We start from the raw sequence: 24,792 nt of genomic DNA, 5'->3' as shown, positions 1-24,792 counted from the left end.
TGGATAATTTTAGTCGAATATGAATTCTTATCAAAAATTCTTGGGTGCCGCTTTTCAGATGCTTGTCACCATTGTGGCGGGGGTGTTTTTAGGGCGCTATTTAGACGTCTATTTTTTGACAGAAAAACCGTGGTTTACGATTATATTTTCGCTAGGATCGATTGCTTTTGCCCTTTTAGCTCTCATTAAAAGTCTTCCCAAATAGGACTCGCAGAAGCCCAGATAATTCTGTATTTTTGTCATTAAATTCTAATTCAATTGTTTACTCAGCGGCGAAATCTCATCTTCTTGTTCTTCGGTATCGTGGGTGCCATATTCATTGGGAAACTATTTTTTCTCCAGGTGATCGATGACACGTATGAAAAGGCCGCCGACAATAATGCGATTCGTAAGATTATTCAAATTCCCTTTAGAGGTGAGGTGTATGATCGTTTTGGTAAATTAATTGTGTACAATACCCCGGTCTACGATTTGTATATGATTCCGCGGAAAGCCGTAGTGAAGGATACGAATCATTTTTGCCGAGTTTTTCGGGTTACGAGAGAATATTTCATTAAAACTACCCAGCGCGCTCGTGCCTATTCACGTGTGAAACCAAGTCTATTTTTGAAGCATTTGTCTAAAGAAGACTTTGCCAGTGTACAAGATGCGATGGTCGATTTCCCGGGATTCTTTTTTGAAACCAATGCCTTCCGCACCTACCAATCCCGTTCCTTTTCGAATGCCTTAGGTTATGTGGCAGAAATCAGTCCCTCGGCACTTTTAGATCAGAAGGACGATTATTACCGCCAAGGGGATTATGTCGGAATCTCCGGAATTGAATCCTTTTATGAAGAGACTTTACGTGGCCAAAGAGGGGTAAAATACCGGATGGTGAATAGCAATGGGGTGGAGAAAGGGGATTATAAAAATGGGTCTTTAAATATCAATCCGGTCTCAGGAAATAACTTATATACATCTATCGACCTAACGATTCAGGAATATGCGGATAGTTTAATGCAGCATAAGGTGGGAAGTTTAGTGGCGATTGAACCTTCGACAGGGGAGATTCTAGCGATGGTTTCTGCACCGTCCTACGATGCGAGTCAATTAACGGGAAATAATTTTTCCAAATACTACCAGCAGCTAGCCTTGGATCCGATGAAGCCATTGCTGAATCGTCCACCTTCTGCCTATTACCGACCAGGTTCCACCTTTAAATTAGTCCAAGCGCTAGTGGGTCAACAATTAGGATTTATTGGCCCTGGGACGGTGTTTTCACACGCAGGTGCTCCAGTGAAATGCCATGGCCATGGACCGGTGGATTTGCGGGGAGCGATTCGCGTTTCCTGTAATCCGTATTTCTACCATGCCTTCCGAAAGATGGTTTACGACAATACGACGGGTGATACCTATGAACGTTCCGCTAAAGGCCTGCAACGTTGGGCAGATCTAGTGGCTAACTTTGGTTTTGGCCGTAAACTAGGTGTGGATTTAGGAAATGAGAAGAAAGGCATATTGCCGAATGTGGAATATTATAATTCCGTTTACAAAGGGGAGAAAATGTGGAAGTTCTCGAATATTTATTCGATCAGTATAGGCGAAGGAGAGATCGTTGTAAGCCCACTAAAAATGGCGAATTTAGCCGCGATTATTGCGAATCGGGGTTGGTATATTCCGCCTCATGTTGTGAAAGGGGTGGGTCTGCAGAGGTCGATTGACCCCTTCTACAAGACGCCGGTAAAAGTAGGGGTGGAGGCTAAATATTTTAATGTGGTTATCGACGGAATGGAGGATGCGGTGACGCATGGAACGGTAGAAGCAGATGGTCGAATTCCGGACATTAAGATGGTGGGAAAAACGGGTACTTCTCAAAACCAAAAAGGGAAAGACCACTCGATCTTCATCGCTTTTGCTCCACGTGATAATCCGAAAATTGCGATTGCGGTGTTTGTGGAGAATGCGGGTTTTGGGGGATCAGCCGCGGCACCGATTGCCTCGCTTGTCGTAGAAAAATACTTGAAGCGCAAGGTGGATCGCAAAGCAGTCGAGACAAAGTTTATGAATATGAATTACCTGCCTAATGTGTATAGCGTAACGCGGAAAAAGGCAGCCCCAGATTCTACCAAAAAATGACAGATTCGAATCACATACAAGGCCGGATTGACTGGATCACCGTGGGATTCTATATCTTCTTTGTAGGTATGGGCTGGTTGAATATCTATTCAGCTGTCTATAGTCCTGATGCGCCCTTGTCCTTTTCAGATCCAGCATTTTATGATTCCAATGTGGGCAAACAACTCGTTTGGATAGGGACGAGTTTCGTGTTGATCATCTGTATTTTAGTGATTGATTTTCGTTTTTTCGAATCATTCGCACTCTTTATTTACCTGGGTTTATTGCTTCTGTTGATTGCTGTGCCTTTTTTAGGGGTAACGATTAATGGCTCTCATTCCTGGTTTAAATTTGGGAGTGTAACGATTCAGCCGGCGGAGTTTGCGAAAACAGCCACGGCTCTTTTGCTCGCTAAATACCTGAATGATCCACTCGTTAATTTGAGTAAATTTCCCTTCCAGTGGAAAGCGGCGCTGATCATTGGCATTCCAATGGTATTAATCATTGGCTCCAACGAAACGGGTTCCGCCTTAGTTTTCGCCTCCTTTTTGATTCTATTGTACCGGGAAGGTTTACCAGGTGTTTATCCAGCTCTGTTTATAGGCGGGATCGTCTTGTTTGTCTCTTCCTTACTTGTACCAGCGTGGATAATTTTACTCGTATTGGTGATTTTAGGGGGACTTTTGGTCTTATTTATGCCTATTTACATGCAGCGCGATCCGAAGACTTATTTGCGGCTATCGGGTGCGATAGGCTTAATTATGACCCTGGCTTTGTTAGTGGATTGGGTGGTGAATAACGTTTTGAAAGAGCACCAAAGAAATAGAATTCGTGTCTTAATTGACCCTGGTTTTGACCCCCGGGGATTAGGGTACCAAGTGACACAATCTAAGATTGCGATTGGATCTGGAGGCTTTTGGGGGAAGGGCTTCTTAGGAGGAACGCAGACAAAATTTGATTTTGTGCCGGAGCAAAGTACCGATATGGTTTTCTGCACGATTGGAGAGGAGCATGGATTTGTGGGAGTGATGTTGATGATTATTTGCTTCTTAGGATTTCTGTGGCGGTTGATGTATTTAGCGGACTTACAGCGCTCGCGGTTTGCCCGGGCTTATGGTTTCGGATTAGTAGGAATTCTGTTTTTTCACTTTTTAGTTAATATAGGAATGACAATCGGCTTGATGCCCATTATGGGAATTCCATTACCCTTCTTTTCGTATGGTGGATCGTCTCTTTGGTCATTCACTATTTTATTATTTATCTTTTTAAAATTAGACTCTCACCGGTCAGATATGCTTTCTCGCTAATATGGAAAATGATAAAATTTCTGGCAAAGCCAAAATGCTCATCGCCGTCGCCGCTCTTGGCTACTTTGTAGATGTGTATGATCTGATCTTATTTTCTGTGGTTAGAAATCCCAGTCTCATGAGTCTAGGTCTGAAGGGAGATGAGTTATTGAATCAAGGGCTGAACTTGATGAACATCCAAATGGGTGGAATGCTGCTAGGTGGAATCTTGTGGGGAGTCTATGGGGATAAGAAAGGGCGTAAATCCGTTTTGTTTGGCTCTATTCTACTGTATTCAGCGGCCAATGCCTTGAATGGTCTAGTGACAGATATGAACACCTATGCCATCTTACGCTTTATCGCAGGCATAGGCCTAGCTGGTGAACTGGGTGCGGGGATTACCTTAGTGAATGAAACTTTGCCTCCATCCAAACGCGGAATTGGTACACTAATTATAGCAGGAGTAGGAGCTGCAGGAGCTGTTTTTGCGCCCATCATAGCAGGTTTAAGTTCAGATCCTGAATGGTGGAGATCTTGCTATTTTATTGGAGGTGGAATGGGATTAGCCTTATTGCTCTTGCGTTTAGGCACCTTTGAATCTTCCATGTATACCGAGATGGATGAAAAAGTAGAACGGGGTAATTTCTTTCAGCTTTTTTCGAATGCCGTCACTTTTAAGAAATATATGTATTGTATTCTAATGGGTTTGCCTATCTGGTATATCATCGGAATTCTCGTTTTTTCGGCACCTGAAATAGCTAAAATCATCGGCATCGATGGCAAAATAAGCGGAGGCGATGCGATTATGTTTTGCTACATAGGTCTGGCTACGGGGGACTTTGCCGCTGGAGCTTTAAGTCAGTGGTTTAAAAGTAGAGGAAAAGCTGTTTTGACCTATCTTTTCATCGCGATGGGCATTTGTATCTATTATTTATTTGGGATGTCTGACATCACCACGACGCATGCGTATGTGATGATTACACTTTTGGGTTTCTTTGGGGGCTATTGGGCTGTGTTCTTGACATTCTCTTCCGAGCAATTCGGGACGAATGTGCGGATGACGGTGACTACGACGGTGCCTAATTTTGTGCGGGGTGCCTTGATACCCATCTCCCTATTGTTTAAGTTTTTAATTCCATCCGTCGGCCTGATTCATTCGGCAGCGTATGTGGGCGTGTTATGTTTTTCTTTGGCCATCTATTCTGTCATTCATTTGAAAGAAACGTTTGGTAAATCACTAGACTACACGGAATAATGGCGCTCATCTCGAAGAAGAAAAATCTCTATCGGATTAATCAGCAGCTGCGCCGGTATCTGCACAAATACAACCGCGAGCACGTGATGAATATTAGTTATGCGGATCTATTGCGTTACGATAACGCGATTGTGCTGTATGATAAAAATGAGGTGGATACGCTTTGGGAGACGGTATTTTATTCTCCAGGCGATCAGGAGGATGTCTATGAGGCCTTAAAGCAGATCTATGCGGATTTAAAGACGGACGGGAATGAAGAGGTGATTAAGCACCTAGTGATCGATCGCGTGGATTATTGCACCTATGGGAATACGCATCCTTTTCGGATTCGGATTGTGAACCGGGTAAATGATAACTTTGATTATTTCTACATTAAAATTGCGGATGCTTCGCGTGTGTATGGGCTAGAATTAGAGCATATTTTATCGCCAAATCGCATCAATTACATCACTCACGACAATACACTCGTCGAGGAACATATTGCTGGCGTGCCTGGAGATACTTTCCTGAAGCAGGATTTAGAACTCAATTTAGAGTCGCCTATTCGTCTCGCGAAAGAATTTGTGAAGTTTAACGAGCGTTGTCTCGTTCAATTATTGGGGGACATGCACAGTGCGAACTTTGTCATTATAACCACGCCGGATTTTGAGGAGATCTATTACCGGATTCGTCCGATTGACTTTGATCAGCAATGTTATGAGGGCAAGAAAAGCGTGTATTTGCCGCAGTATTTCAAGCAAAATAATGCCTTGATTGAGCTAGGAATGAAGTATATGACGCCGGAATCGGTTTGGCAATACCAAATCGAAGAGCGCTCGATGATTTCTTCTCGTTTAAAATCAGAGAGCCAACGGGTATATGATTTGATGAATGTGATGGCAAAGGATGAGATTGCGCCACCAGAGAATGTAGAACAATTAAAGACAGAACTGGCAAAACACTACGAGGATAATCGTTTTTTGAATTGTCAAACGATGGGAGAAATGGTTTGGTTAAGTCTTGAATTAGTGATGCGTCACTAATTATTTCTTAAAAATGGACCACATCATCAGTCCATAACCCATCATATAACACAAACCACCGATGGGAGCAATTGCTCCGAAAATGGACAGGTTTGTTATACAGATTAAATAAAGAGATCCCGGGAAGATAATGCTTCCTGCGAATTGAAAATAGGCGGCAGACTTTAAGTGTTTATTGCTGAAATTCATCTGCCAAACCCCCAGAATCAAAAGGGCCAATCCCCCATACATTTGGTAGCGCGCTGCCGTTTCAAAGGTCTCTAGTCTATTAATTTCGCGTAAATAGTCTTTCCAGGCGTGTGCCCCAAAGGCCCCAATCGCCACCGACAATCCCGCTATCAGCGATCCAGTAAAGAGAGCAAATTTTTTCATGCTAAGGCTATAAAAAAAGGCCTTGATACCAAGGCCTTTTGATTAAGATGCTAAAGAAACTTTTAAGTCGTTCAGCTTACGCTTGATCGAATCATCGATCTGTTGGTCACCTACTTTCAAAATGAAACCACCGATTAGGCTTTCATCAATTTGTTCGATCAATTCCACTTCTTTTCCAGTGTAGTCTTTTACTATTTTCGATACGGTTGCTTTTTGATCAGCTGTCAAGCTTGAAGCAGTAGTAACAGTCGCTTTTTGTATTCCTTTATAGTCCGTGTACATCGAAATAAACTCTTTTGCGACAGCAGGAAGAATTTTTTCGCGGTTCTTGTTCGTGATAATCACGAATATACCATAAGTAACGGGGTTGAATTTATCCTTGAATAACTTCGCAAGGATGGCTAATTTGGTGTAATGCTTTATGATTGGGCTCTTTAGCGCTAGCACTAATTCATAACTTCCTTCGCAAGTATCTGCGAAGTCAATCATATCCTTAGCTACAGCCTCTACCGCGTTCTTCTCGATCGCGAAGTCTAGCAGGGATTTAGCGTAACGGTGAGCTACAATTAATTCTGACATGGTCTATTCGATTAAGATAATTTAACGTCAGCCATCCACTCAGAAACTAATTTTTCTTGAGCTGATTTGTCTTTTAACTGGCTTTTTAACACTTTCTCTGCTAAATCTAACGAAAGAGTCGCTGCTTCCTTGCGGATCGCTGCTACAGCACTTGCTTTCTCTTGTTCGAATGCCACGCGAGCTTTTTCGATTTCTTGATTAGCGGCAGTTTGCGCGTCTAACTTCGCTTGAGAAATCATCGCATCTGATGCTTCTTTCGCTTGTTTGATTAAAGCATCACGTTCAGCACGCGCTGAAGCGATTAATTGCTCATTACCTGCTTTCAATTCGGCCATTTCAGCACGCGTCGTTTCAGATAATTTGATGGCCTCGTCGATCGATTGCTCGCGCTCAGCTAATGATTGAATGATGGGTTTCCAAGCAAATTTGGCTAAAAGGAAGAATAAAACTCCAAAGACAAGTAATTGCCAAAAAATAAGTCCAAAGTCTGGGGTGATTAACTCCATAATATTTTTAATTTATTGTAAATCGTGTTAAAAACGCAATTTGGCACCTAATGTAAACCAAATTGCGTCTTAAATGGGGTAGAATCAAATGCAAAGGCTAACCCTTTGGAGATTCTGATTGGTCTCTTATTTCAAAGTAACCAATAAACAAATTACTGCTGCGAATAACGCAACCGCCTCAACGAAGGCAGCAACGATCAACATCGCACCCTGAATTTTTCCAGATGCTTCTGGTTGGCGAGCGATAGCTTCCATTGCAGAACCACCGATACGGCCGATACCAACTCCAGCTCCTAAAGCAGCTAAACCAGCACCAATACCTGCAAGACCAAGACCTACAGAAACTTCTAATAAAATCGATAAAATAGACATACGATTTGGGTTTATATAATAAAAAAAAATTTACAAATTAATGGTGATGCTCCTCTACCGCCGAACCGATATAGTTCGATACTAACATCGTAAAGATGAAAGCTTGAATGAAGGCAACAATTAGCTCGATTACGTTCATGAAAAGTGAGAAAGGAACTACAGCGAGACCTAAAGCCGCATTTTCAAAAATGAAAATCAAGGATACTAAACTTAATAAAATGATGTGACCTGCCGTAATGTTCGCGAACAAACGAACCATTAATGAGAATGGTTTCATAAATACACCCACGATTTCTACTGGAGTTAAGATAATTAACATCCACTTAGGAACACCTGGCATCGCAAAGATGTGAGTCCAATAGGTAGAGCGGCCATTTACGTTAGTAACAATGAATGCGATGATGGCTAAAACCAGCGTAACAGCGATATTTCCAGTCACGTTTGCCCCTCCTGGAATCAAGCCTAACATATTGTTAAACCAAATAAAGAAGAAGATCGTCAGCAAATAAGGCATAAAACGGCGGTAATGCTTTTCGCCAATGTTATTTTTTGCAATCTCATCACGTACAAAAATGATGATGGGTTCGAACATCGATTGTAATCCTGACGGAGCTTTGTGCGGATTATCTTGGTATTTTTTTCCAATACCAATGAAGATAGTCAACAATAAAACAGCTGAAATCAATAAAGAAGCTACGTTTTTCGTGATCGAAATGTCGTAAACCTTCTCGCCATTCTCTGCGTGAATTTTTCCGTGCTCTAAAACGAAACCATTGTAAGGAACTTCTTCGTGGTGCTCATTTTTGAAATTAGACGAAGAAAAAACTTGTAAACCTGCTGATTGCGTATAAACAATACAAGGTAAAGGTAAGGTAGCATGGAAATGACCTACTGTGAAGAAGTGCCATTCGTGTTCATCTGCGATGTGGTGAAGAATTAATTTACCTGGATCGAATTTCTCTGATTTAGCCTCAGCTGGTGCAGCTGTTTCTTTCACCTCAGAAGTAGGAGCAGCAGCAGGTTCATTTGCGAACGCTGACAAGCTAATAAAACTGAACAATAGCCCTAGTAGGATATTCGAAAAGTACATTTTTTGTATTGAAGTCTTAACCTGCATCTGAAATATTAATCTTGCTATTTTCTAAAAACGTCGCAAGTTACGAAGCAAACCAAAAATTTCAAAATTTGTGCAACATAAATAGAGTACAAAAAAGTTGCTGGCGAACAAGACCATGTTTGGGGTGTGGATATAGGCGAAATATCCAATGAAAACGACGCTTAAAATAAATCGAATCGAGAGGGTAAGCATTTGAAATGGAATGAATTTCTCTCCGTTGTTTTTCGAACCTAGATTGGCGAGATTAAAAGTCAAATAGGTTTGGAAAAGAAGAAAGACATAGATGAATTTCAGCTCAGGGTGAAGGTAAGTTTGGAAGTCTGTTTGCATCAAAGCATATAATATGCCTCCTAAAACTCCATAAAAAATCGCCATTTTTAACATTAGGCAAATATCGTCAGAAAGGAATTAATGGGCAAAGTTTTTGGAAAAAAGCGATTTCGGCTGTTACTTGCAAGTTCAAATCAAAAAGCCTCGCTTGTTGATTTATAAAGAAGAAGGGAGAGACTAGGCTCAATGAACTTCTGGCAACCCGTCCGCGAAAGCAGACCCCGGTGCTAATTCCTACCCCAGGCGGTGCCTGTTTAGGGAAATATAAACCATTTTGTGCATGCAAGCTGAGTTTCATCATTTTCATTCCGCGTCCCCCTTTGCCCTTGAATTAGGGGGAGAATTACCTGCGTTGGATTTAGTTTACCAAACCTGGGGCAAAATCAACGCAAAAAAAGACAATGTCGTGTGGATTTGCCACGCCTTCACCGGAAGTCATGATGTGGCAGAATGGTGGCAAGGCCTAGTGGGCCCTGGGAAATTGTTCAATCCAGAGAACAATTTAATCGTCTGTGTTAATATTTTAGGCTCACATTATGGGTCATCTGGTCCCTTAACGGTGGATCCAAGAACGGGGAAGCCTTATTTTCATTCCTTCCCGGATGTGACGATACGTGACGTGGTCTCGAGTTTTGAGATTTTGCGTAAGGAATTAAAGATTACGAAGATCAAAACCTGCATCGGTGGTTCTCTAGGTGGTCAACAAGCCGTGGAATGGGCAATTATGAATCCAGGTTTGATCGAAAACTTGATTTTAGTCGCTACGAATGCGATTCATTCGCCTTGGGGTATTGCCTTTAATGAGTCCCAAAGAATGGCCATCGAAGTCGATCCTTCGTGGAAAGAATCGCAACCTAAAGCCGGTTTAGAGGGCATGAAGGCTGCTCGTGCGACCGCCTTAATTTCTTATCGCAATTACGAAACCTACCTAATTACCCAAGCCAGAAAGGAGAATTCCTATGGTTCATCTTTGCGCGCAGTTTCCTACCAGCGCTACCAAGGCGAAAAATTAGCCCAACGTTTTAATGCCTTTTCGTATTTCCAATTATCGAAAATGATGGATACGCAAGATGTGGGCCGAAATCGCGGTGGTGCTATCGCTGCATTGAAACTGATTCAATCTAAGACGCTCGTTATCGGCATTAAATCCGATGCCTTGTTCCCCATTGTAGAGCAAGAGTTTTTAGCCAAATACATTCCTGGTGCCTCTTTCCAGGTCATCGATTCCTTGTACGGACACGATGGATTCTTAATTGAAAGTGGATTAATGACCAAAGCCGTACGTTTATGGCAGAAATTACAGCGCCTTGAGGTAAATCCGATGGCCGATTTCTTCAGAGTCTTAGAAGCAAAACTCACATCCCATGAAATTTCATAACAAAGTAGTTTGGATTACGGGCGCATCTTCTGGAATTGGAGAGGCACTAGCCTACGCTTTTGCGGCAGAAGGGGCGCAATTAGTCTTGTCTGCTCGTCGAGAGGAAGAATTGCAGCGAGTGGCGAAAGCGTGTGGGAATGCGTATGTACTTCCTTTTGATATGCTTTCGGTATCAGAACACGCGGATCGGGTGCAAGACGTGATTAACACCTATGGCCGCATCGATTACTTGGTATTAAATGCTGGTGTTTCTCAGCGCTCTTTTGTGAAAGACACTACATTCGATGTATATCGCCGTCTTTTTGAGGTAAATTTCTTCTCGATTGTTTCGTTAACGCAGGCTGTTTTGCCTGTCTTTACCGCTCAACAATCGGGTGTTTTCGTTCCGATTGCGTCCGTGGCTGGACGGATTTCTACTCCGCGCAGAGCCGCTTATGGTGCGACAAAACACGCGTTGATAGGATTCTTTGATTCTGTTCGGGCGGAAGTTTTCAATGATGGGATCCGCGTGACCACGATTTTGCCGGGTTACATCAAGACGAATATTTCCCTTCACGCGATGAACGAGAAAGGGGAGGCTTACGGAAAGATGGATCCGAATCAGGCCAAAGGCTTAGATCCTAACTTCACCGCACAGAAAATCCTTCAAGCTGTTTTAGCAGGCAAAAACGAATTCTTCGTAGGTGGATTCCTCGAAGGTTTTGGCCTATTTATGAAACGCTTCTTTCCTTCGATCGTACCTTTTATGCTACGAAAGATTAAGAATACGTAGTCTTTTTCTCACTAAAAAAGAAGACGAAAAGAAGTAATACCACACCTGCAATGGCAGCCGGAACCATCCAAACCGCTTGCCAATTCTTGACGTCATTCACCGTGTAATAATCAAGAACGATGCCCGAAAGCTTCGAGCCGATGCCCATTCCGATTCCATAGGTCGCAAAGGTGATTAGGCCTTGAGCTGAGTTTTTGATTTTCTCGCCCGCTTTTTGGTCTGTATAAATCTGTCCTGTCACAAAAAAGAAATCGTAACAAACCCCGTGGAGGATAATCCCGATGTACAAGATCCACTCGCTCGAGATCCCATCTCCATAGCCGAAACACAAGAAACGGACAATCCAGGACACTAGACCCACTACGAGCATCTTTTTCACTCCCAAGCGTACAAATGCAACCGGAATTAAGAGCATGAAAATTACTTCTGACGCCTGACCCAATGACATTTTGTTCTCCACATTGCTCATGTGCGAATCCGTTAATGAGGGATTTGCCATCGCATAATAGAAGGAGAGAGGAATGCAGATCAAGATGGAAGATATGAAGAAGATCAAGAACGAACGATCTTTGAATAATTTCAAGGCATCTAGGCCTAAAATTTGGGCAACCGATGCATTTTTATCGCCTTTCGGAGGAGTATCAGGAAGTGTAAAAGAATAGATTCCTAATAGGAACGAAGTGTACATCGCAATTTCAAAAATGGCTACTTTGTCTCCCAGCGCATAAAAGCCGATGATATTCGTCACTACGATCCAGGCGATGGTTCCCGTTACCCGAATGCTCGGAAATTCTTTTTCTGGATTGGACATTTGGTTCATCGCAATCGAATTCGACAGGGCTAAATTAGGCGCAAAACAAAGTGTATAAGCCAAAATGTACCAAAAGAAGGTCTCCGGGTTTCTTTCTAAACTCAAAAAGTAGAGGATAACACCGCCCAGGATATTTAAAAAGCCCATCACTTTTTGGGCTGCGAAAAAGCGATCTGAAATTAAGCCGACAAAGAAGGGTGCAAAGATCGAGGCGATGGCAAAAGTAGTGTAGGCATTGCCCACTTGATCGCCCGTAGCGTGTAAATTGTCGAGTAAGTATTTACTCATTTGACCATACCAGGCGCCCCATCCGAAGAACATCAGAAACATCATGGACATGAGTTGGAACTTTACGCTATTTTTCATTTTTCGTAGGTTTAGATGGTCCAAAAATACAAATTTGTCTGATATTTAAAATTTTCCGAAAATATATTTTTCGGGCATTGTCTCTGTTTTAATATACTCATTTTCCGCAATTCTGCATTTTTTTTCAGACTTAGGTGTGTTTTTGAATCGGGTTTTCGAAAATATTGCAAAAATCTCATTTTATCCCCCTAAAACACAACTTGTATTCATTCCTGAGAGACGAGTTAATTATTTGATAATCAGTATTATTTATTGTTTTTTTGGCTGTTGAATTACATTCAGCGAATAAATATATGTTCGGAATCTTATTAATATCAGCTCGGCCTACCGGCGAATTTCACGGATCGATGCCCTTGTTCTTGGGTGCGTTCACGTTGATTTCTGTGGTATTAATTGGTTTTGGATTTATCCTTTTCAAAAAGCGCAAGCAGTGGATACACAATTCGAAGATGACCTACGGTAAAATCGTTGAAATCTCGAAGCGCTACTCTCGCGATGACCACAGCGGTCGCTTCCCTATTTATTTCCCGATTGTCTCTTACTACGTCAATGGATTAGAATTTAGACGTGAAGCGGATAAAGGTTTGGCCAAAACCTGCGAAATCGGACAAGAAATCCCCGTTCGTTACTTGTCTGAGAATCCTTACGAGGCCTCTTTAGCTGAAAATACCGTACCCGGATTAAATCCATCCATCTTCTTTGTGATGGGTCTTCTAATGCTAGCAAGTGCTGTCATTCTGTTAATCCTGAAGGCATAATTTTATTTTTCCATCGCTTTAAGTAAATTAGTTCCAAAATCTAGGACTATGGAAACCCCTGTTAAAGAAAAAGAGCAATTCAGAAATTACGATCAAGGTGATATCACCGCTGCCGTAAAAGAACACTACCGCAAAATGCGCTCTCGCCAAACATACGAATACGTTCAACGTATGAAGGCTAAATACCTCACTTTCGAGCGTCCCATGGACCTTTGGGAAATGATGGAGCGCTTAAACGTCCTAATCGATGTTTCCGATCCAGATTTAAATCTCCCTAACATCATTCACCTCTTGCAATCTGCCGAAGGCATGCGTGCTGACAATCGCCCAGACTGGATGCAATTAGTCGGTCTAATTCACGACCTTGGAAAAGCCATGTACCTTTTCGGATCTGACGAAGACGGCACCTCGCAAGCGGAACAATGGGGCCTAGTGGGCGATGTATTTGTTGTAGGTTGTAAACTACCCGATTCTTGTGTCTACCCTGAGTTCAACGCATTAAATCCGGACATGCAAGACCCTCGTTACAATACCGAATTAGGTATTTACGAAGCGGGCTGCGGTTTAGATAATGTTCACCTTGCTTGGGGACATGATGAATATTTATTCCAAGTATTATCTAATCACAAACAAAATACCATCCCAGAAGCTGGAATGGCCATGATTCGCTACCACTCTTTCTATCCATGGCACTCAGGGGGCAGCTACAAAGCTTTATTGAATGAGAAAGACGCTCAATACCTCGAGTGGATTCGCGATTTCAATCAATATGATTTGTATACCAAATCACCGGTTGTACCGGTTTATGAGGAATTGAAGGAATATTATAAGCCGATTGCGGAGAAATATCTCGGCAGTGGTCCTATATTCTGGTAAATGTAAAGACCCGAAGTCTCGTTGTTCCTAGCGAAAAGACTCGGCTTCGGGCCTTTTATTTACCATGAATAATAGAACTCTTGGCCTCGATTCTGTTTACAGTATAAAACAATAGTGCTCCTAGAAAATGGCATATAAAACAAAATGCCCCTTGAAAATGGCGCGAGCACATATTTTCTTCGGGGCATTTTATTTTACTCTTTTATTACAGAGATGATTTACAGAGTCGTAGTCAAAAAACCCACCCCACCTCTGAGATTATTTGTAGTATCGTAGCCAAAAATATTTATGCAATAACATTTTAGGCTACGATACTACAAATGATCACCATCCATCATCCTTCTTCGGCTTCACCGCCGCCGCATTTGGCTTCTTAGCCGCTGGTGCAGGAGCAGCTTTGGTGGCTCCACTTTTTGTACTTTGGCTACTTGCGACCGAAACGTCTAAACCTACGCGGCTATAGACGCGACAAACGATTTTCCAGTCTTCGTTGATCTTCATTAAACTTAACAAGTCAATGTATTTAAAATCATCGAACTTGAATTCCACCGTTGCGACTGCTGAAGTTCCTGCGTAAGAATAGTTTACAAGGGATCCGGTTGCTTTTGCTCCACCTGCAGGCATACCTGCAATAAATCTTTTTAATGGGGTGTCAGCAATTTTTCCTGTAGAGGTATTCAGGTTTCTAAGTAAGGCATTGCTTGCAAAAGCACGTCCTAAGCTAGCTGTATCTCCTTTAGTGAAACCTTCTGTGTAAGAATTGATGGCAGATTTGATTCCTTCATCTTCTGATTGAGCGAATGTGGTTAAACCCACAAGGCAAAAAAGTGCAACAAATACGTTTTTCATGGTGTGTTTATTTAGTTTCCTCCTGTAGCTTCGGTCTCAGCTGGGAGATTTTCTCCTTTTAAGAAGTACTTTGCCTTTTCAGGATACAAAATGGATTGTACGATATTGACTTTGGCCAAAGAATGATTCGCCATATTACCCAGAATAATAATGGCTGAATTGTCTTTTTGATTATGCAAATAATAGTTTTTAAATCCATGCCACCAACCAGTATGGTAGGTTAGCCATTCGCCATTTTCTAATTGCTTCAGACGCCAACCTAATCCGTAGTTTGTCGTTAAAACTTTCGGCTTTGTGTGTTGCGGGGTGAATGCCTCAGCCAAAGAGCTTAATTTGACCACGGTTTCTGAATTCAGAGCCTGATCCCAAAGAAACATGTCCTCCACTGTAGAATAGATTCCTTTATCACCCGTTACGCCATCTAAATGATCGAATCCGACCACCGCAAGCCCAGAACGCTTAGGTTGATAACCGGTAGCGGAATTTTTTAATAATTCAGGATGCTGTGGATCATAGACAAAAGACTCGTTCATGCCCGCTGGTGTAAAGATATTTTCTTTCACGTATTCTCTGAAACCTTTGCCACTTACACGCTCTACGATGTAGGCAAGTAAGATATAATTGGTATTGTTATAGTGAAATTGGCGATTCGGGTGGTAATCGATGCCAGGTTTGATCTTGATAAATAGTTCAACGACTTTAGCATTTGTTAAAGGAGCTTTCTTGTCATAATATTTATCTAAACAATACGCATAATTAGCAAGTCCAGATTTGTGAGTCAATAAGCTGCGGATGGTGATGCTGGAATCGTATGGGAAGCCTGGGATGTGTTGTTCCACGCGATCATCCAGCTTCAGTTTTCCTTGTTCCATTAATTGCAGAATAGAGACGGCGGTGAATTGCTTTGAAACGGAGGCTAATTGAAAGGGTGTACGTGTATTTAGTTGTGCTTTTGTGAAGTTATTAGCAATGCCAAAAGCTCTTTTGTAAATGATTTTACCGTATTGAGCGACTAAAACCGTTCCGTTAAATCCGGTATTCTTTTGAAGTGCTTTGAAGAAGGTGTCTAACTTAATTGCTTTTTGTTGGGCGATTTTAGGGTCAAATAAACGGGCAATGCTATCATTTCTCTTTTCTACCGCGCTGTTTTTGGCAAAAAAATGACCAGGGATATTATTGCAGGAGGCCATACAGAATAAGGATGCCAAAATACCAAGAGCCAATGACCTACGATTCATATGTGAAATTGCGAAATGTATTTATTAAATTTAAAAGCAATTTAATCAGAAAAGGCCTAAATTCAAACCCCATGCTGCAGCGGATAGTTGTTTTCTTTTTTCTTGTCCTTATCCGAATTTACCAGGGGATGATTTCCCCTTTTCTGCCTAATTCTTGTCGCTATACACCTACCTGCTCAACCTATGCAAAAGAGGCTCTCCAAAAGCACGGCTTATTGGAGGGGTTACGACTCACCGTCAAGCGAATTTCTAGTTGCCATCCTTGGGGTGGAAGCGGGCATGATCCGGTGCCTTAACTTAATTGCCAAACAGTGTAGCACTGTCTTAATTGTATTATTCTAATTTTACCCTCTGTATTTTTGGCAATAGAATGCCGAAAAAAAACTGATTTTTTTTTGAAAAAATTTTCTATTGAAAAAATGCAATCGATTTGAAGCTGTATTGGCGGTTTTGCATCCGATTTGCTCTTGAAATAGGGTCTCTATTCAAAATAGGCTAACAATTATATTATTTCTATATTCTATACTACACTGTGCTAGTTGTAAAGAAAATCTAACTTTTGTACAATTTAATAGCCTCAGGTCATCGATTCATTATCTTATTTCATTTTTTTATTCAATTTATTCTTACTTTTTTTGTGTCGGTTTTGAAATTACTCATAGAATGTAAACGATTACATGGTCATTTCGAAAGGCAAAAGCCAAAAGATTCCAGTCTTCTATATAGTATAGGAATAAGATCAAAGCCTACAAGAATCATTAATTATTTTTAACCCTTAATTTTTCACTTATGATTCATTCTTACAAAAGAGTGGGTCGCCTTGTGCGATCAAGTGTTAGTAACCTAGGCTTTAAACAAGCTTTTAGTGTTGCTGTTGCACTATTTATTTCCTTGGGTGCTTTTGCTCAAGATGTGGTTTCAGGGAAAGTAACTGATGCAAAAGACGGCTCAGCTATTCCTGGTGTTTCTGTCACTGTTAAAGGCACTACTAAAGGTGCTCAAACTGACATTAATGGTACTTACAAAGTAAATGCAGGAAGTGGAAGCACTTTAGTATTCACTTTTGTAGGTTATACTAAAAAAGAAGTTAAGGCTACAGGTTCTGTAGTTAACGTTTCTTTACTTGCTGACAATCAATCTTTAGAGGAGGTTGTAGTAGTAGGTTACGGTACGCAAAAGCGTAAAGAGATTTCTGGAACTGTTACAAGTTTAGGATCTCGTGATTTCAACGCGGGTGTTGTAACAAACCCATTAGCAGCTGCTCAAGGTAAGGTTGCAGGTTTAGTAATCACTCAATCTTCAGGTGATCCTAACGCTCGTCCTACTGTACGTTTACGTGGTACAGGTTCATTGAACGCAGGTTCTGAACCATTATACGTAATTGACGGTGTGATTGGTGCTCCTATCGAAAACGTTGCTCCAGAAGATATCTTATCTATGGATGTGTTACGTGATGCATCTTCTGCAGCTATCTACGGTTCTCGTGGTGCGAATGGTGTTATCTTAATTAACACGAAGCGTGGTAAGGCAGGTGCTCCTACAGTTGATTATTCAGCTTATGTAGGTTCTGAGTCTATCTCACAACGTCCAGAGTTATTAAACGGCGCTGAATTCCGTGCTGCTGCTAAGAAATACAATCAAACATTTGATGACAACGGTGCTAATACAGATTGGTTAGATGTAATCACTCGTACTGCGCTTACTCAAAACCATAACGTAGGTGTTTCTGGTGGTTCTGAGAACTTATCATACCGTGCTTCAGTAGGTTATTTAGACCAAACTGGTACATTGATCGGTTCAGGAAAAGATCGTTTAACGGGTCGTTTGAACTTAGATGCAAAAGCATTAGATGGTAAATTGTTGATGAAATTCAACATGTCTGCTATGCAAACAAACGGAACATTCTCGGATAACCGTGCAATCGGTTTTGCAATGAACATGCGTCCTACGGATCCAGTTTACGCAAAAGATGGTAACTACTTCCAGATTCCAGGTACATTCGCAAACTTTAACCCATTAGCTGCTTTAGAGAAGAAAACGAATACACAACGTTTACAAGATTTCTTATTCAATGCTTCAGCGGGTTACACCATCTTAGATGGTTTAGTATTTAACGTGTCAGGTACATTACGTACTCAAAACGCGAACAATTCTTATTTTGCTGCTACTACTCCAGGTAACTTGTTATCAACTGTAGGTGGTAACCAAGCTTCTCGCTCATTAAATGCTACAACTGACAGACAATTAGAAGCTACATTGAATTGGACTAAGAAACTATCTGATGTGTCTACTTTGACATTATTAGGAGGTTATACTTACCAAGACGTTGTTAATGACGGTTTCGGTGCTTCAAACAATAACTTCTTAACAGATAACTTTGGTGCTAACAACCTTGGTTCTGGTTTAGGTATTCGTGCGAATCCAAACTTATTGTTTTCATACAAAAATGAATATAAATTGGTTTCATTCCTAGCACGTGGTCAGTACTCATTAATGAACAAGTATTTCGCAACTGTTAACGTGCGTCGTGACGGTTCTACTAAATTCGGAGATAACAATAAGTGGGGTATATTCCCATCAGTTTCTGTGGGTTGGTCATTATCTGAGGAGGCTTTCTTAAAAGGAAATACAACAATCGACAACTTGAAGCTTCGTGTTTCTTGGGGTAGAACTGGTAACTCGGAAGGTATTCGTCCGTTGTTATCTAAATCATTCTACGGTCCATCTGGATCATACTATGATGGTGCTGCTGATGACTTCTTGCCATCTTACGCGGTACAATCTAACCCGAACCCTAACTTGAAGTGGGAGGTTAACGAAAACTACGGTGCTGGTATTGACTTCTCTATCTTGAAAGGTAAATTAACTGGATCATTAGATTGGTATACTCGTCAAACAAATGATTTATTATACACTGTTAATGCTCCACAAGAGAAAGGATATGTATATCCAACTATCTTAGCGAACATCGGTTCGATGCAAAACCGTGGTATTGAAATCTCGGCTACTTACCAGTGGTTAGATACACAAGATTGGTCAATTAGCTCTACATTCGCTGGTTCATTCAACCAAAACGAATTGATCTCATTGAAAAACGATGAGTTCGCAGCAGCTGATCAAGTATTCTTATCGACTACTTTAGGTAGCTTCATCCGTGGTACATCAGCAGTAAACTTCTCAGTTTTACAAGCTGGTCAGCCAGTAGGTGTATTCTACGGTGCTAAAATTGCAAAAATCGAAAATGGACGTTATGTATTCCAAGACCTTAACGGTGATGGTACTGTAGATCCGAACGCGAAAGACCGTACTTACTTAGGTGATCCTAATCCTAAATTTGTAGGTGGATTAACTACTAACGTACGTTACAAAGCGTTTGATTTGCAATTCCAATTTACTGGAAACGCTGGAGCTAAGATCGTTAACACGAACAACTTATTGTTAGGTCGTCAAGATGGTCGTTTAGCTGAGTCTAACGCATTGAAAACTGCTGCTACGTCTAAAATCAATGATGAGCGTACAATCCCTATGGATTACTATGTTGAGTCAGGTGATCACATTCGTTTAAACAACGCTTCTTTAGGATACACATTACCAGTTAAAGGTGTATTCAAGAGAGCTCGTATTTATGTAGCTGGTAACAATTTATTGTTGTTCACTAACTACTCAGGTGTAGATCCAGAAGTTAGCCAAAACCTAGCTATTGGTTCTGCTGCTCCAGGTATCGATGTTCGTGAGACATACTACAAGACTCGTGCATTTACTGCGGGAATTAACTTGTCTTTCTAAACAAAATACCACAACTATTAGTTATATAACTTAATTAATAAATAATTAAAAAAATGAAAAAATATATCTATAAAGTACTTTCAGTAGGTGTTTTCGCTTCGTTAGCCCTATCGTCTTGTACAGATTTAACGGAGCCAGTTTACGATTCGATCCCAGCGGATCAATTCTTGAAAACTGATGCTCAAATTTCAGCGGCACTAGGACCTGCTTATGGTGGTCTTCGTGGTATCACTTGGGATTGGTTTAATCCTAGTGAAGCATCTTCGGATGAGTTAATTGTTCCTACGCGTGGTGGTGACTGGTTTGATGGTGGTGACTGGTTAGCTTACTCTCGTCACACATGGACTCCACAACACGGACCTATCAACGGTATGTGGGGATTCATCTTTGGTAACATCTCTCAGGTGAACCAATTGATCCCAGTGGTTAAGTCGAATCAAAAAGCGGTAGATGAGTTACGTGCTGTACGTGCTATCTATTACTTCATGGCGGTGGATGCATTCGGTAATGTGCCTATCGTAACAGATAACAAATCATCTGCTGCGACTAAGCCTCGTGCTGAAGTGTACAACTTCATCGTTTCTGAGTTAACGGCTGCTATTCCTAACTTGCCTGCAGGTAAGGCATATTCTCGTATGACTCAAGATGCTGCAAAAGCATTGTTAGCGAAAGTATATTTAAATGCTGGTGTTTACAAAGGTTCTCCTGAGTGGCAAAAGGCTTTTGATACAGCTGATCAAGTAATCAAATCTTCGAACAACTGGGCATTGTCTTCTTCTACTTTAGCTAACTTTGTGGTACAAAACCAAGGTTCAAACGAGAACATCTTTGCTATCCCTTACGATTCATTCAAAGCGGGTGGTATGAACTTCCACATGAGAACTTTACACTATGCTAACCAGCAAACGTATGGTTTAGGAAACTCTCCATGGAACGGTTTCTGTACGCTAGCTGATTTCTACAACTCATTCGAGTCTAATGACTTACGTGGTGCGATGTGGATCAAAGGACAGCAATTCGCTGCCTCTGGAGCTAAGTTAAAAGATGCAAAAGGTGCTGATTTAGCTTTCATTGCTTCTTTTGAAAAAGATCAGATGACAGATGCAGATCCTGAATTCCAGGTTGCTGGTATTCGTTCTCAGAAATACGAGATCCAAAGAAATAACCCGAACGGAGATCAATCAAATGACTACGTATTCCTACGTTTAGCTGACGTTATCTTAATGCGTGCTGAGGCTGCTTTCCGTTTAGGAAATACGGCTCAAGCGTTAACAGATATCAATACTATCCGTACTCGTTCAGGTGTTGCACCTTTAACTGCGGTTACTGCTGATGCCATCTTAGCTGAGCGTGGTCGTGAGTTAGCTTGGGAAGGATGGAGACGTAATGATATGATTCGTTTCGACAAGTTCTCTACAGCTCGTAAGTTTATGAAGGTTACAGATAAGACGCGTGAATTGTTCCCAATTCCACAACCACGTCGTGATGCTAACCCATTATTGACTCAAAACCCAGGATATTAATCTGTAGGTTTTTGATAAAAAGGCAGAACCATTTGGTTCTGCCTTTTTGTTTTATATACCCCTTGTATTTTGTATTTTTGTGTCGCAAAAATTCACTCATTACGCATGAAAAATTTCGCTTTATTTCTACTTGTTTCCCTTAGTCTTTTTTCTTGTTCTCAAAAAGAGGATACTCTATTCGAGGAGTTGCCTGCTGAACAAACCGGTATCGATTTTGTGAATCGGAGTTTAGAGAAAAAAGAGTTCAATATCTTCAATTATAGAAACTTCTATAATGGAGGTGGTGTGGCTATTGGTGACGTGAATAACGATGGTTTATCGGATCTATTTGTGACCTCTAATTTCGAAGACAATAAATTGTATTTGAATAAAGGGGAGATGAAGTTTGAGGATATTACGGTGAAGTCTGGGATTGTAGGGAAGAAGTTTTGGTCGACGGGGGTGACTTTTGCAGATGTGAATGGGGATGGCTTGATGGATATCTACGTGTGTAATTCGGGTTCACGTGATCAACGTGGAAACCAGTTATATATTAATCAAGGAATTAAAGGCGGTGTTCCTTCTTTCAAGGAGCAGGCGAAAGAGGCAGGTCTAGAGGATGGTGGGTTTTCTACGCATGCGGCCTTTTTTGACTATGATCGCGATGGCGATTTAGATATGTATTTGTTGAATAATAGTTTCACCCCGATTGATAAGTTAGGGTATACGAACTTACGGGAGGATCGTGATAAGTTAGGTGGTGATAAGCTGTTTAGAAATGATAGTAAAGATGGGAAGGAACTTCGTTTTACGGATGTGTCGGAGCCGGCAGGTATTTACGGGAGTTTGATTGGTTTTGGTTTAGGAATTACGATAGGCGATGTCAATAATGACAACTGGCCTGATATTTATATTTCAAATGACTTCTATGAGCGTGATTACTTGTATATTAATCAGCAGGATGGTACGTTCAAGGAGGATTTAGAGAATGAAATGCCGCATATTTCGTTGAGCTCGATGGGAGCTGATATGGCGGATTTAAATGACGACGGTTATATGGACATCTTCGTGACGGATATGTTACCGGGTGATGACCGTCGTTTGAAGACTACCTCTGTTTTCGAGGGCTATAATTTAGTGGAGTTGAAAAAGAAGCGCGGATTTTGGCATCAATACATGCGCAATAATTTGCAGCTGAATAATGGCGATGGGACTTTTTCAGAAGTAGGGCAATTAGCCGGAGTTCATGCAACTGACTGGAGCTGGGGAGCCTTGATTTTCGACATGGATAATGATGGGAAGAAGGATATTTTCGTGGCGAATGGTATTGCTAAAGATCTAACAGATCAAGATTTTGTCGATTTCTTAGGAGATCGCAACACGATGCAGCAGATGTTAGATGGGAAGAAATTTGATTATAAAGAGTTTACAGATAAGATTTCTTCTGTGCCTATTCCGAATTATGCCTTCAAAAACGAGGGAGATTTGCAGTTCTCTAATCAAGTGAAATCTTGGGGTTTAGAAGGTCCTGGTTTCTCCAATGGATCAGCTTATGGGGATTTAGACAATGATGGGGATTTAGATTTAGTGGTGAATAACGTGAACTCACCTTTGTCAGTTTTTAAAAACAAGACGAATGAGAAGTTGAAGAACCATTATTTGACGGTTCATTTAAAAGGTAGCGATCGTAACTTAAATGGTATCGGAGCTCGTGTGACCGTTTACCAGAAGGGCGGATTCAAAGTGTTGCAGCAGATGCCTAACCGTGGTTTCCAGTCTTCGAGTGATCATCAGATGGTGTTTGGACTAGGTGCGAATGGCGCGATTGATTCGGTACAGGTTTTATGGCCAAATGATAAGATCGAAACCATCAAAGCAGTAAAGTCAGATCAGACAATTACCTTGAAGCAAGAGAATGCGAAGGAGATCTTCCACTTCTTTGAGGCAAAGCAGACACCTCTTTTTGCAGATGTAACATCGGGTCTTTTGGATTATTTACACGTAGAAAGTAAGTTTAATGACTACGATCGCGATGTATTATTAAAGCAAAAGTTCTCGACGCAAGGTCCAGCGCTGGCTGTGGGTGATGTGAATGGAGATGGCCTAGAGGATATTTATTTAGGGGGTGCAGCGGGTCAGATAAAGAAATTGTTTATCCAAAAAGCCGGAGGCAAATTCGTCGATTCTCCTCAAGCTGACTTCAGTTTAGATCAAACGACTGAGAACACAGATGCTATTTTCTTCGATGCGGATAAAGATGGTGACCTTGATTTATTCGTAGTGACGGGTAGTAATGAGTTTGAAGAGAATGCGGCCGAATTACATGATTTATTGTACTTGAATGATGGCAAAGGAAATCTGAAACGCGATGTGAGATTCCCCATGATTTATGAAAATGGATCGAGTGTTTCGGCAGCGGATTACGATAAAGATGGAGACATTGATTTATTCGTGGGGACACGAATGGTGAATGCGAAATATGGCCAAAGTGCACAAAGTAATTTATTCATTAACGACGGAACCGGAGGATTTAAGAATCAATCGAAACGTTATATGCCTCAGGTAACAGATTTAGGCATGGTGACAGATTCAGAATGGTCTGACGTAAACGGGGATGGCTACTTGGATTTAGTGGTGACACAAGATTGGGGTCCAGTAGTCGTGTTTAAAAACGAGAGAGGAAGAAAATTAACGAAGCAGGAGCCGGTGGCTGGGTCGGAAGGTCTTTGGTCTTGTACGAAGCCTGCAGATATTGATGGCGATGGAGATGTGGATTTTGTGTTGGGGAATTTTGGCCTAAATTCTAAAATTAAAGCCTCTTCAGAGGCTCCAGCGTATTTACACGTGGGTGATTTCGATAAGAATGGTGCGATAGAGCAAATTATTTCTTGTGTGACGGAGGATGGGAACATCTATCCCATGGTGTTGAAAGGCGAGATGCAGCGTGCGCTTCCGATGATCAAGAAGAAGTTTATCAAATACAAAGATTATGCGAATAAGACGGTAGAGGAATTATTCACGGATGAGCAGCGAGAAGGTGCGACCATCAGACAAATTCAAACCACGTCCTCTTCATTTATGATCAATGATGGGAAAGGTAATTTTACTTTCCAAGCGCTGCCATATCAGGCCCAGTTTTCGCCTATTCACGCGATCCAAACAGGGGATTTCAATAAGGATGGCAAACTAGATATTTTATTAACGGGTAATTTCTTCGATTCTCTTCCGGAGTGGGGGCGTTTCGATGCGAATTATGGCCTTTTATTAGAAGGACAAGGAAAAGGTAAATTCGCCGTGAAATTATCAAAGCAAACTGGATTTAAAACCCTCGGTCAAGTACGTAATATGGCACTCGTAAAAGGAGGAAAGTCGACTTACGTGGTTTTGGCCAAAAATGATGAAAAAGCCCAAGTATTTAAATTTTAAAACAATGCGTACCCAAAATTATCTATTCACACTCTTAATTTCTGTAGCTCTTTTTGCCTGCAACCCAGGTGATGACGTTGTGCTTTTCGAAAAATTA

At 41.3% G+C, this 24,792-nt stretch carries 22 protein-coding genes and 1 riboswitch; of the genes, 13 read left to right on the top strand and 9 right to left on the bottom strand.

Features of this window, described 5'->3' with window-relative positions:
- Positions 1 to 19 precede the first annotated feature (19 nt).
- The 5 genes from ACILP5_RS03245 to ACILP5_RS03225 are packed head-to-tail and all read left to right on the top strand — an operon-like array spanning position 20 to position 5,657.
- Entirely contained in the window at positions 20 to 205 is a 186-nt protein-coding gene (locus tag ACILP5_RS03245) for an AtpZ/AtpI family protein (protein WP_395617224.1), read from the top strand.
- Between the two features lie 53 nt (positions 206 to 258).
- Positions 259 to 2,115: a penicillin-binding transpeptidase domain-containing protein gene (locus ACILP5_RS03240; protein ID WP_395617223.1), complete on the top strand. Its 1,857-nt coding sequence runs from the start codon at positions 259 to 261 to the stop codon at positions 2,113 to 2,115.
- Positions 2,112 to 3,401, top strand: coding sequence for a rod shape-determining protein RodA (rodA, locus tag ACILP5_RS03235; protein ID WP_395617222.1), 1,290 nt, complete (start codon positions 2,112 to 2,114; stop codon positions 3,399 to 3,401). The genes ACILP5_RS03240 and rodA overlap by 4 nt, the downstream gene beginning before the upstream one ends.
- Position 3,402: 1 nt before the next feature.
- The gene (locus ACILP5_RS03230; RefSeq protein ID WP_395617221.1) at positions 3,403 to 4,635 is read left to right on the top strand and encodes an MFS transporter; all 1,233 of its coding nucleotides are present in this window, start codon (positions 3,403 to 3,405) and stop codon (positions 4,633 to 4,635) included.
- Positions 4,635 to 5,657, top strand: coding sequence for a hypothetical protein (locus ACILP5_RS03225; protein WP_395617220.1), 1,023 nt, complete (start codon positions 4,635 to 4,637; stop codon positions 5,655 to 5,657). Before ACILP5_RS03230 ends, ACILP5_RS03225 begins: the two co-directional genes overlap by 1 nt.
- Here the strand turns inward: ACILP5_RS03225 and ACILP5_RS03220 are convergent, their stop codons facing one another.
- The 6 genes from ACILP5_RS03220 to ACILP5_RS03195 form a co-directional block, all read right to left on the bottom strand.
- Positions 5,658 to 6,029 (bottom strand): DUF423 domain-containing protein, encoded by a 372-nt coding sequence (locus tag ACILP5_RS03220; RefSeq protein ID WP_395617219.1) that lies wholly within the window; start codon positions 6,027 to 6,029, stop codon positions 5,658 to 5,660.
- Between the two features lie 42 nt (positions 6,030 to 6,071).
- Positions 6,072 to 6,608: an ATP synthase F1 subunit delta gene (gene atpH, locus ACILP5_RS03215; RefSeq protein ID WP_395617218.1), complete on the bottom strand. Its 537-nt coding sequence runs from the start codon at positions 6,606 to 6,608 to the stop codon at positions 6,072 to 6,074.
- 11 nt (positions 6,609 to 6,619) lie between these two features.
- Positions 6,620 to 7,114, bottom strand: a complete 495-nt coding sequence (atpF, locus tag ACILP5_RS03210) for a F0F1 ATP synthase subunit B (RefSeq protein WP_395617217.1) — start codon at positions 7,112 to 7,114, stop codon at positions 6,620 to 6,622.
- A gap of 126 nt (positions 7,115 to 7,240) precedes the next feature.
- Positions 7,241 to 7,486, bottom strand: a complete 246-nt coding sequence (gene atpE, locus ACILP5_RS03205; RefSeq protein WP_395617216.1) for an ATP synthase F0 subunit C — start codon at positions 7,484 to 7,486, stop codon at positions 7,241 to 7,243.
- A 37-nt stretch (positions 7,487 to 7,523) separates the two neighbouring features.
- Positions 7,524 to 8,576, bottom strand: coding sequence for a F0F1 ATP synthase subunit A (atpB, locus tag ACILP5_RS03200; RefSeq protein WP_395617215.1), 1,053 nt, complete (start codon positions 8,574 to 8,576; stop codon positions 7,524 to 7,526).
- A gap of 51 nt (positions 8,577 to 8,627) precedes the next feature.
- Positions 8,628 to 8,978, bottom strand: coding sequence for a hypothetical protein (locus ACILP5_RS03195; protein ID WP_395617214.1), 351 nt, complete (start codon positions 8,976 to 8,978; stop codon positions 8,628 to 8,630).
- A gap of 108 nt (positions 8,979 to 9,086) precedes the next feature.
- Positions 9,087 to 9,204: riboswitch (SAM riboswitch) on the top strand.
- 9 nt (positions 9,205 to 9,213) lie between these two features.
- On the opposite strand from ACILP5_RS03195, the gene metX reads away from it, so the two are divergent.
- On the top strand, positions 9,214 to 10,311 hold the full coding sequence (gene metX, locus ACILP5_RS03190; RefSeq protein WP_395617213.1) for a homoserine O-acetyltransferase: 1,098 nt from the start codon (positions 9,214 to 9,216) through the stop codon (positions 10,309 to 10,311).
- On the top strand, positions 10,298 to 11,083 hold the full coding sequence (locus ACILP5_RS03185) for an SDR family oxidoreductase (protein WP_395617212.1): 786 nt from the start codon (positions 10,298 to 10,300) through the stop codon (positions 11,081 to 11,083). The genes metX and ACILP5_RS03185 overlap by 14 nt, the downstream gene beginning before the upstream one ends.
- Here the strand turns inward: ACILP5_RS03185 and ACILP5_RS03180 are convergent.
- Entirely contained in the window at positions 11,070 to 12,260 is a 1,191-nt protein-coding gene (locus ACILP5_RS03180) for a nucleoside permease (RefSeq protein WP_395617211.1), read from the bottom strand. The two genes, ACILP5_RS03185 and ACILP5_RS03180, sit on opposite strands and share 14 nt — an antisense overlap.
- A 293-nt stretch (positions 12,261 to 12,553) precedes the next feature.
- On the opposite strand from ACILP5_RS03180, the gene ACILP5_RS03175 reads away from it, so the two are divergent.
- On the top strand, positions 12,554 to 13,018 hold the full coding sequence (locus ACILP5_RS03175; RefSeq protein ID WP_395617210.1) for a DUF3592 domain-containing protein: 465 nt from the start codon (positions 12,554 to 12,556) through the stop codon (positions 13,016 to 13,018).
- Positions 13,019 to 13,066: 48 nt separating this feature from the next.
- Entirely contained in the window at positions 13,067 to 13,894 is an 828-nt protein-coding gene (locus ACILP5_RS03170) for an inositol oxygenase family protein (protein WP_395617209.1), read from the top strand.
- A gap of 324 nt (positions 13,895 to 14,218) precedes the next feature.
- On the opposite strand, the gene ACILP5_RS03165 is transcribed toward ACILP5_RS03170, so the two are convergent.
- The gene (locus ACILP5_RS03165; RefSeq protein ID WP_395617208.1) at positions 14,219 to 14,743 is read right to left on the bottom strand and encodes a nuclear transport factor 2 family protein; all 525 of its coding nucleotides are present in this window, start codon (positions 14,741 to 14,743) and stop codon (positions 14,219 to 14,221) included.
- 11 nt (positions 14,744 to 14,754) lie between these two features.
- Complete coding sequence (locus tag ACILP5_RS03160; protein ID WP_395617207.1) at positions 14,755 to 15,981, bottom strand: serine hydrolase domain-containing protein; 1,227 nt, start codon at positions 15,979 to 15,981, stop codon at positions 14,755 to 14,757.
- A gap of 71 nt (positions 15,982 to 16,052) precedes the next feature.
- Between ACILP5_RS03160 and yidD the strand changes: the two genes are divergently transcribed.
- The 4 genes from yidD to ACILP5_RS03140 all read left to right on the top strand — a co-directional run bounded on the left by yidD (position 16,053) and on the right by ACILP5_RS03140 (position 24,695).
- Positions 16,053 to 16,277, top strand: coding sequence for a membrane protein insertion efficiency factor YidD (yidD, locus tag ACILP5_RS03155; RefSeq protein WP_395617206.1), 225 nt, complete (start codon positions 16,053 to 16,055; stop codon positions 16,275 to 16,277).
- A gap of 493 nt (positions 16,278 to 16,770) precedes the next feature.
- The gene (locus ACILP5_RS03150) at positions 16,771 to 19,767 is read left to right on the top strand and encodes a SusC/RagA family TonB-linked outer membrane protein (protein WP_395617205.1); all 2,997 of its coding nucleotides are present in this window, start codon (positions 16,771 to 16,773) and stop codon (positions 19,765 to 19,767) included.
- A gap of 53 nt (positions 19,768 to 19,820) precedes the next feature.
- Complete coding sequence (locus tag ACILP5_RS03145) at positions 19,821 to 21,290, top strand: RagB/SusD family nutrient uptake outer membrane protein (protein WP_395617204.1); 1,470 nt, start codon at positions 19,821 to 19,823, stop codon at positions 21,288 to 21,290.
- 105 nt (positions 21,291 to 21,395) lie between these two features.
- Complete coding sequence (locus tag ACILP5_RS03140) at positions 21,396 to 24,695, top strand: VCBS repeat-containing protein (RefSeq protein ID WP_395617203.1); 3,300 nt, start codon at positions 21,396 to 21,398, stop codon at positions 24,693 to 24,695.
- The last annotated feature ends 97 nt before the right edge of the window (positions 24,696 to 24,792 follow it).

The organism is Aquirufa sp., from assembly GCF_044239315.1.
Taxonomy (GTDB): domain Bacteria; phylum Bacteroidota; class Bacteroidia; order Cytophagales; family Spirosomataceae; genus Aquirufa.
This window is presented reverse-complemented; position numbering and strand designations above follow the sequence as displayed.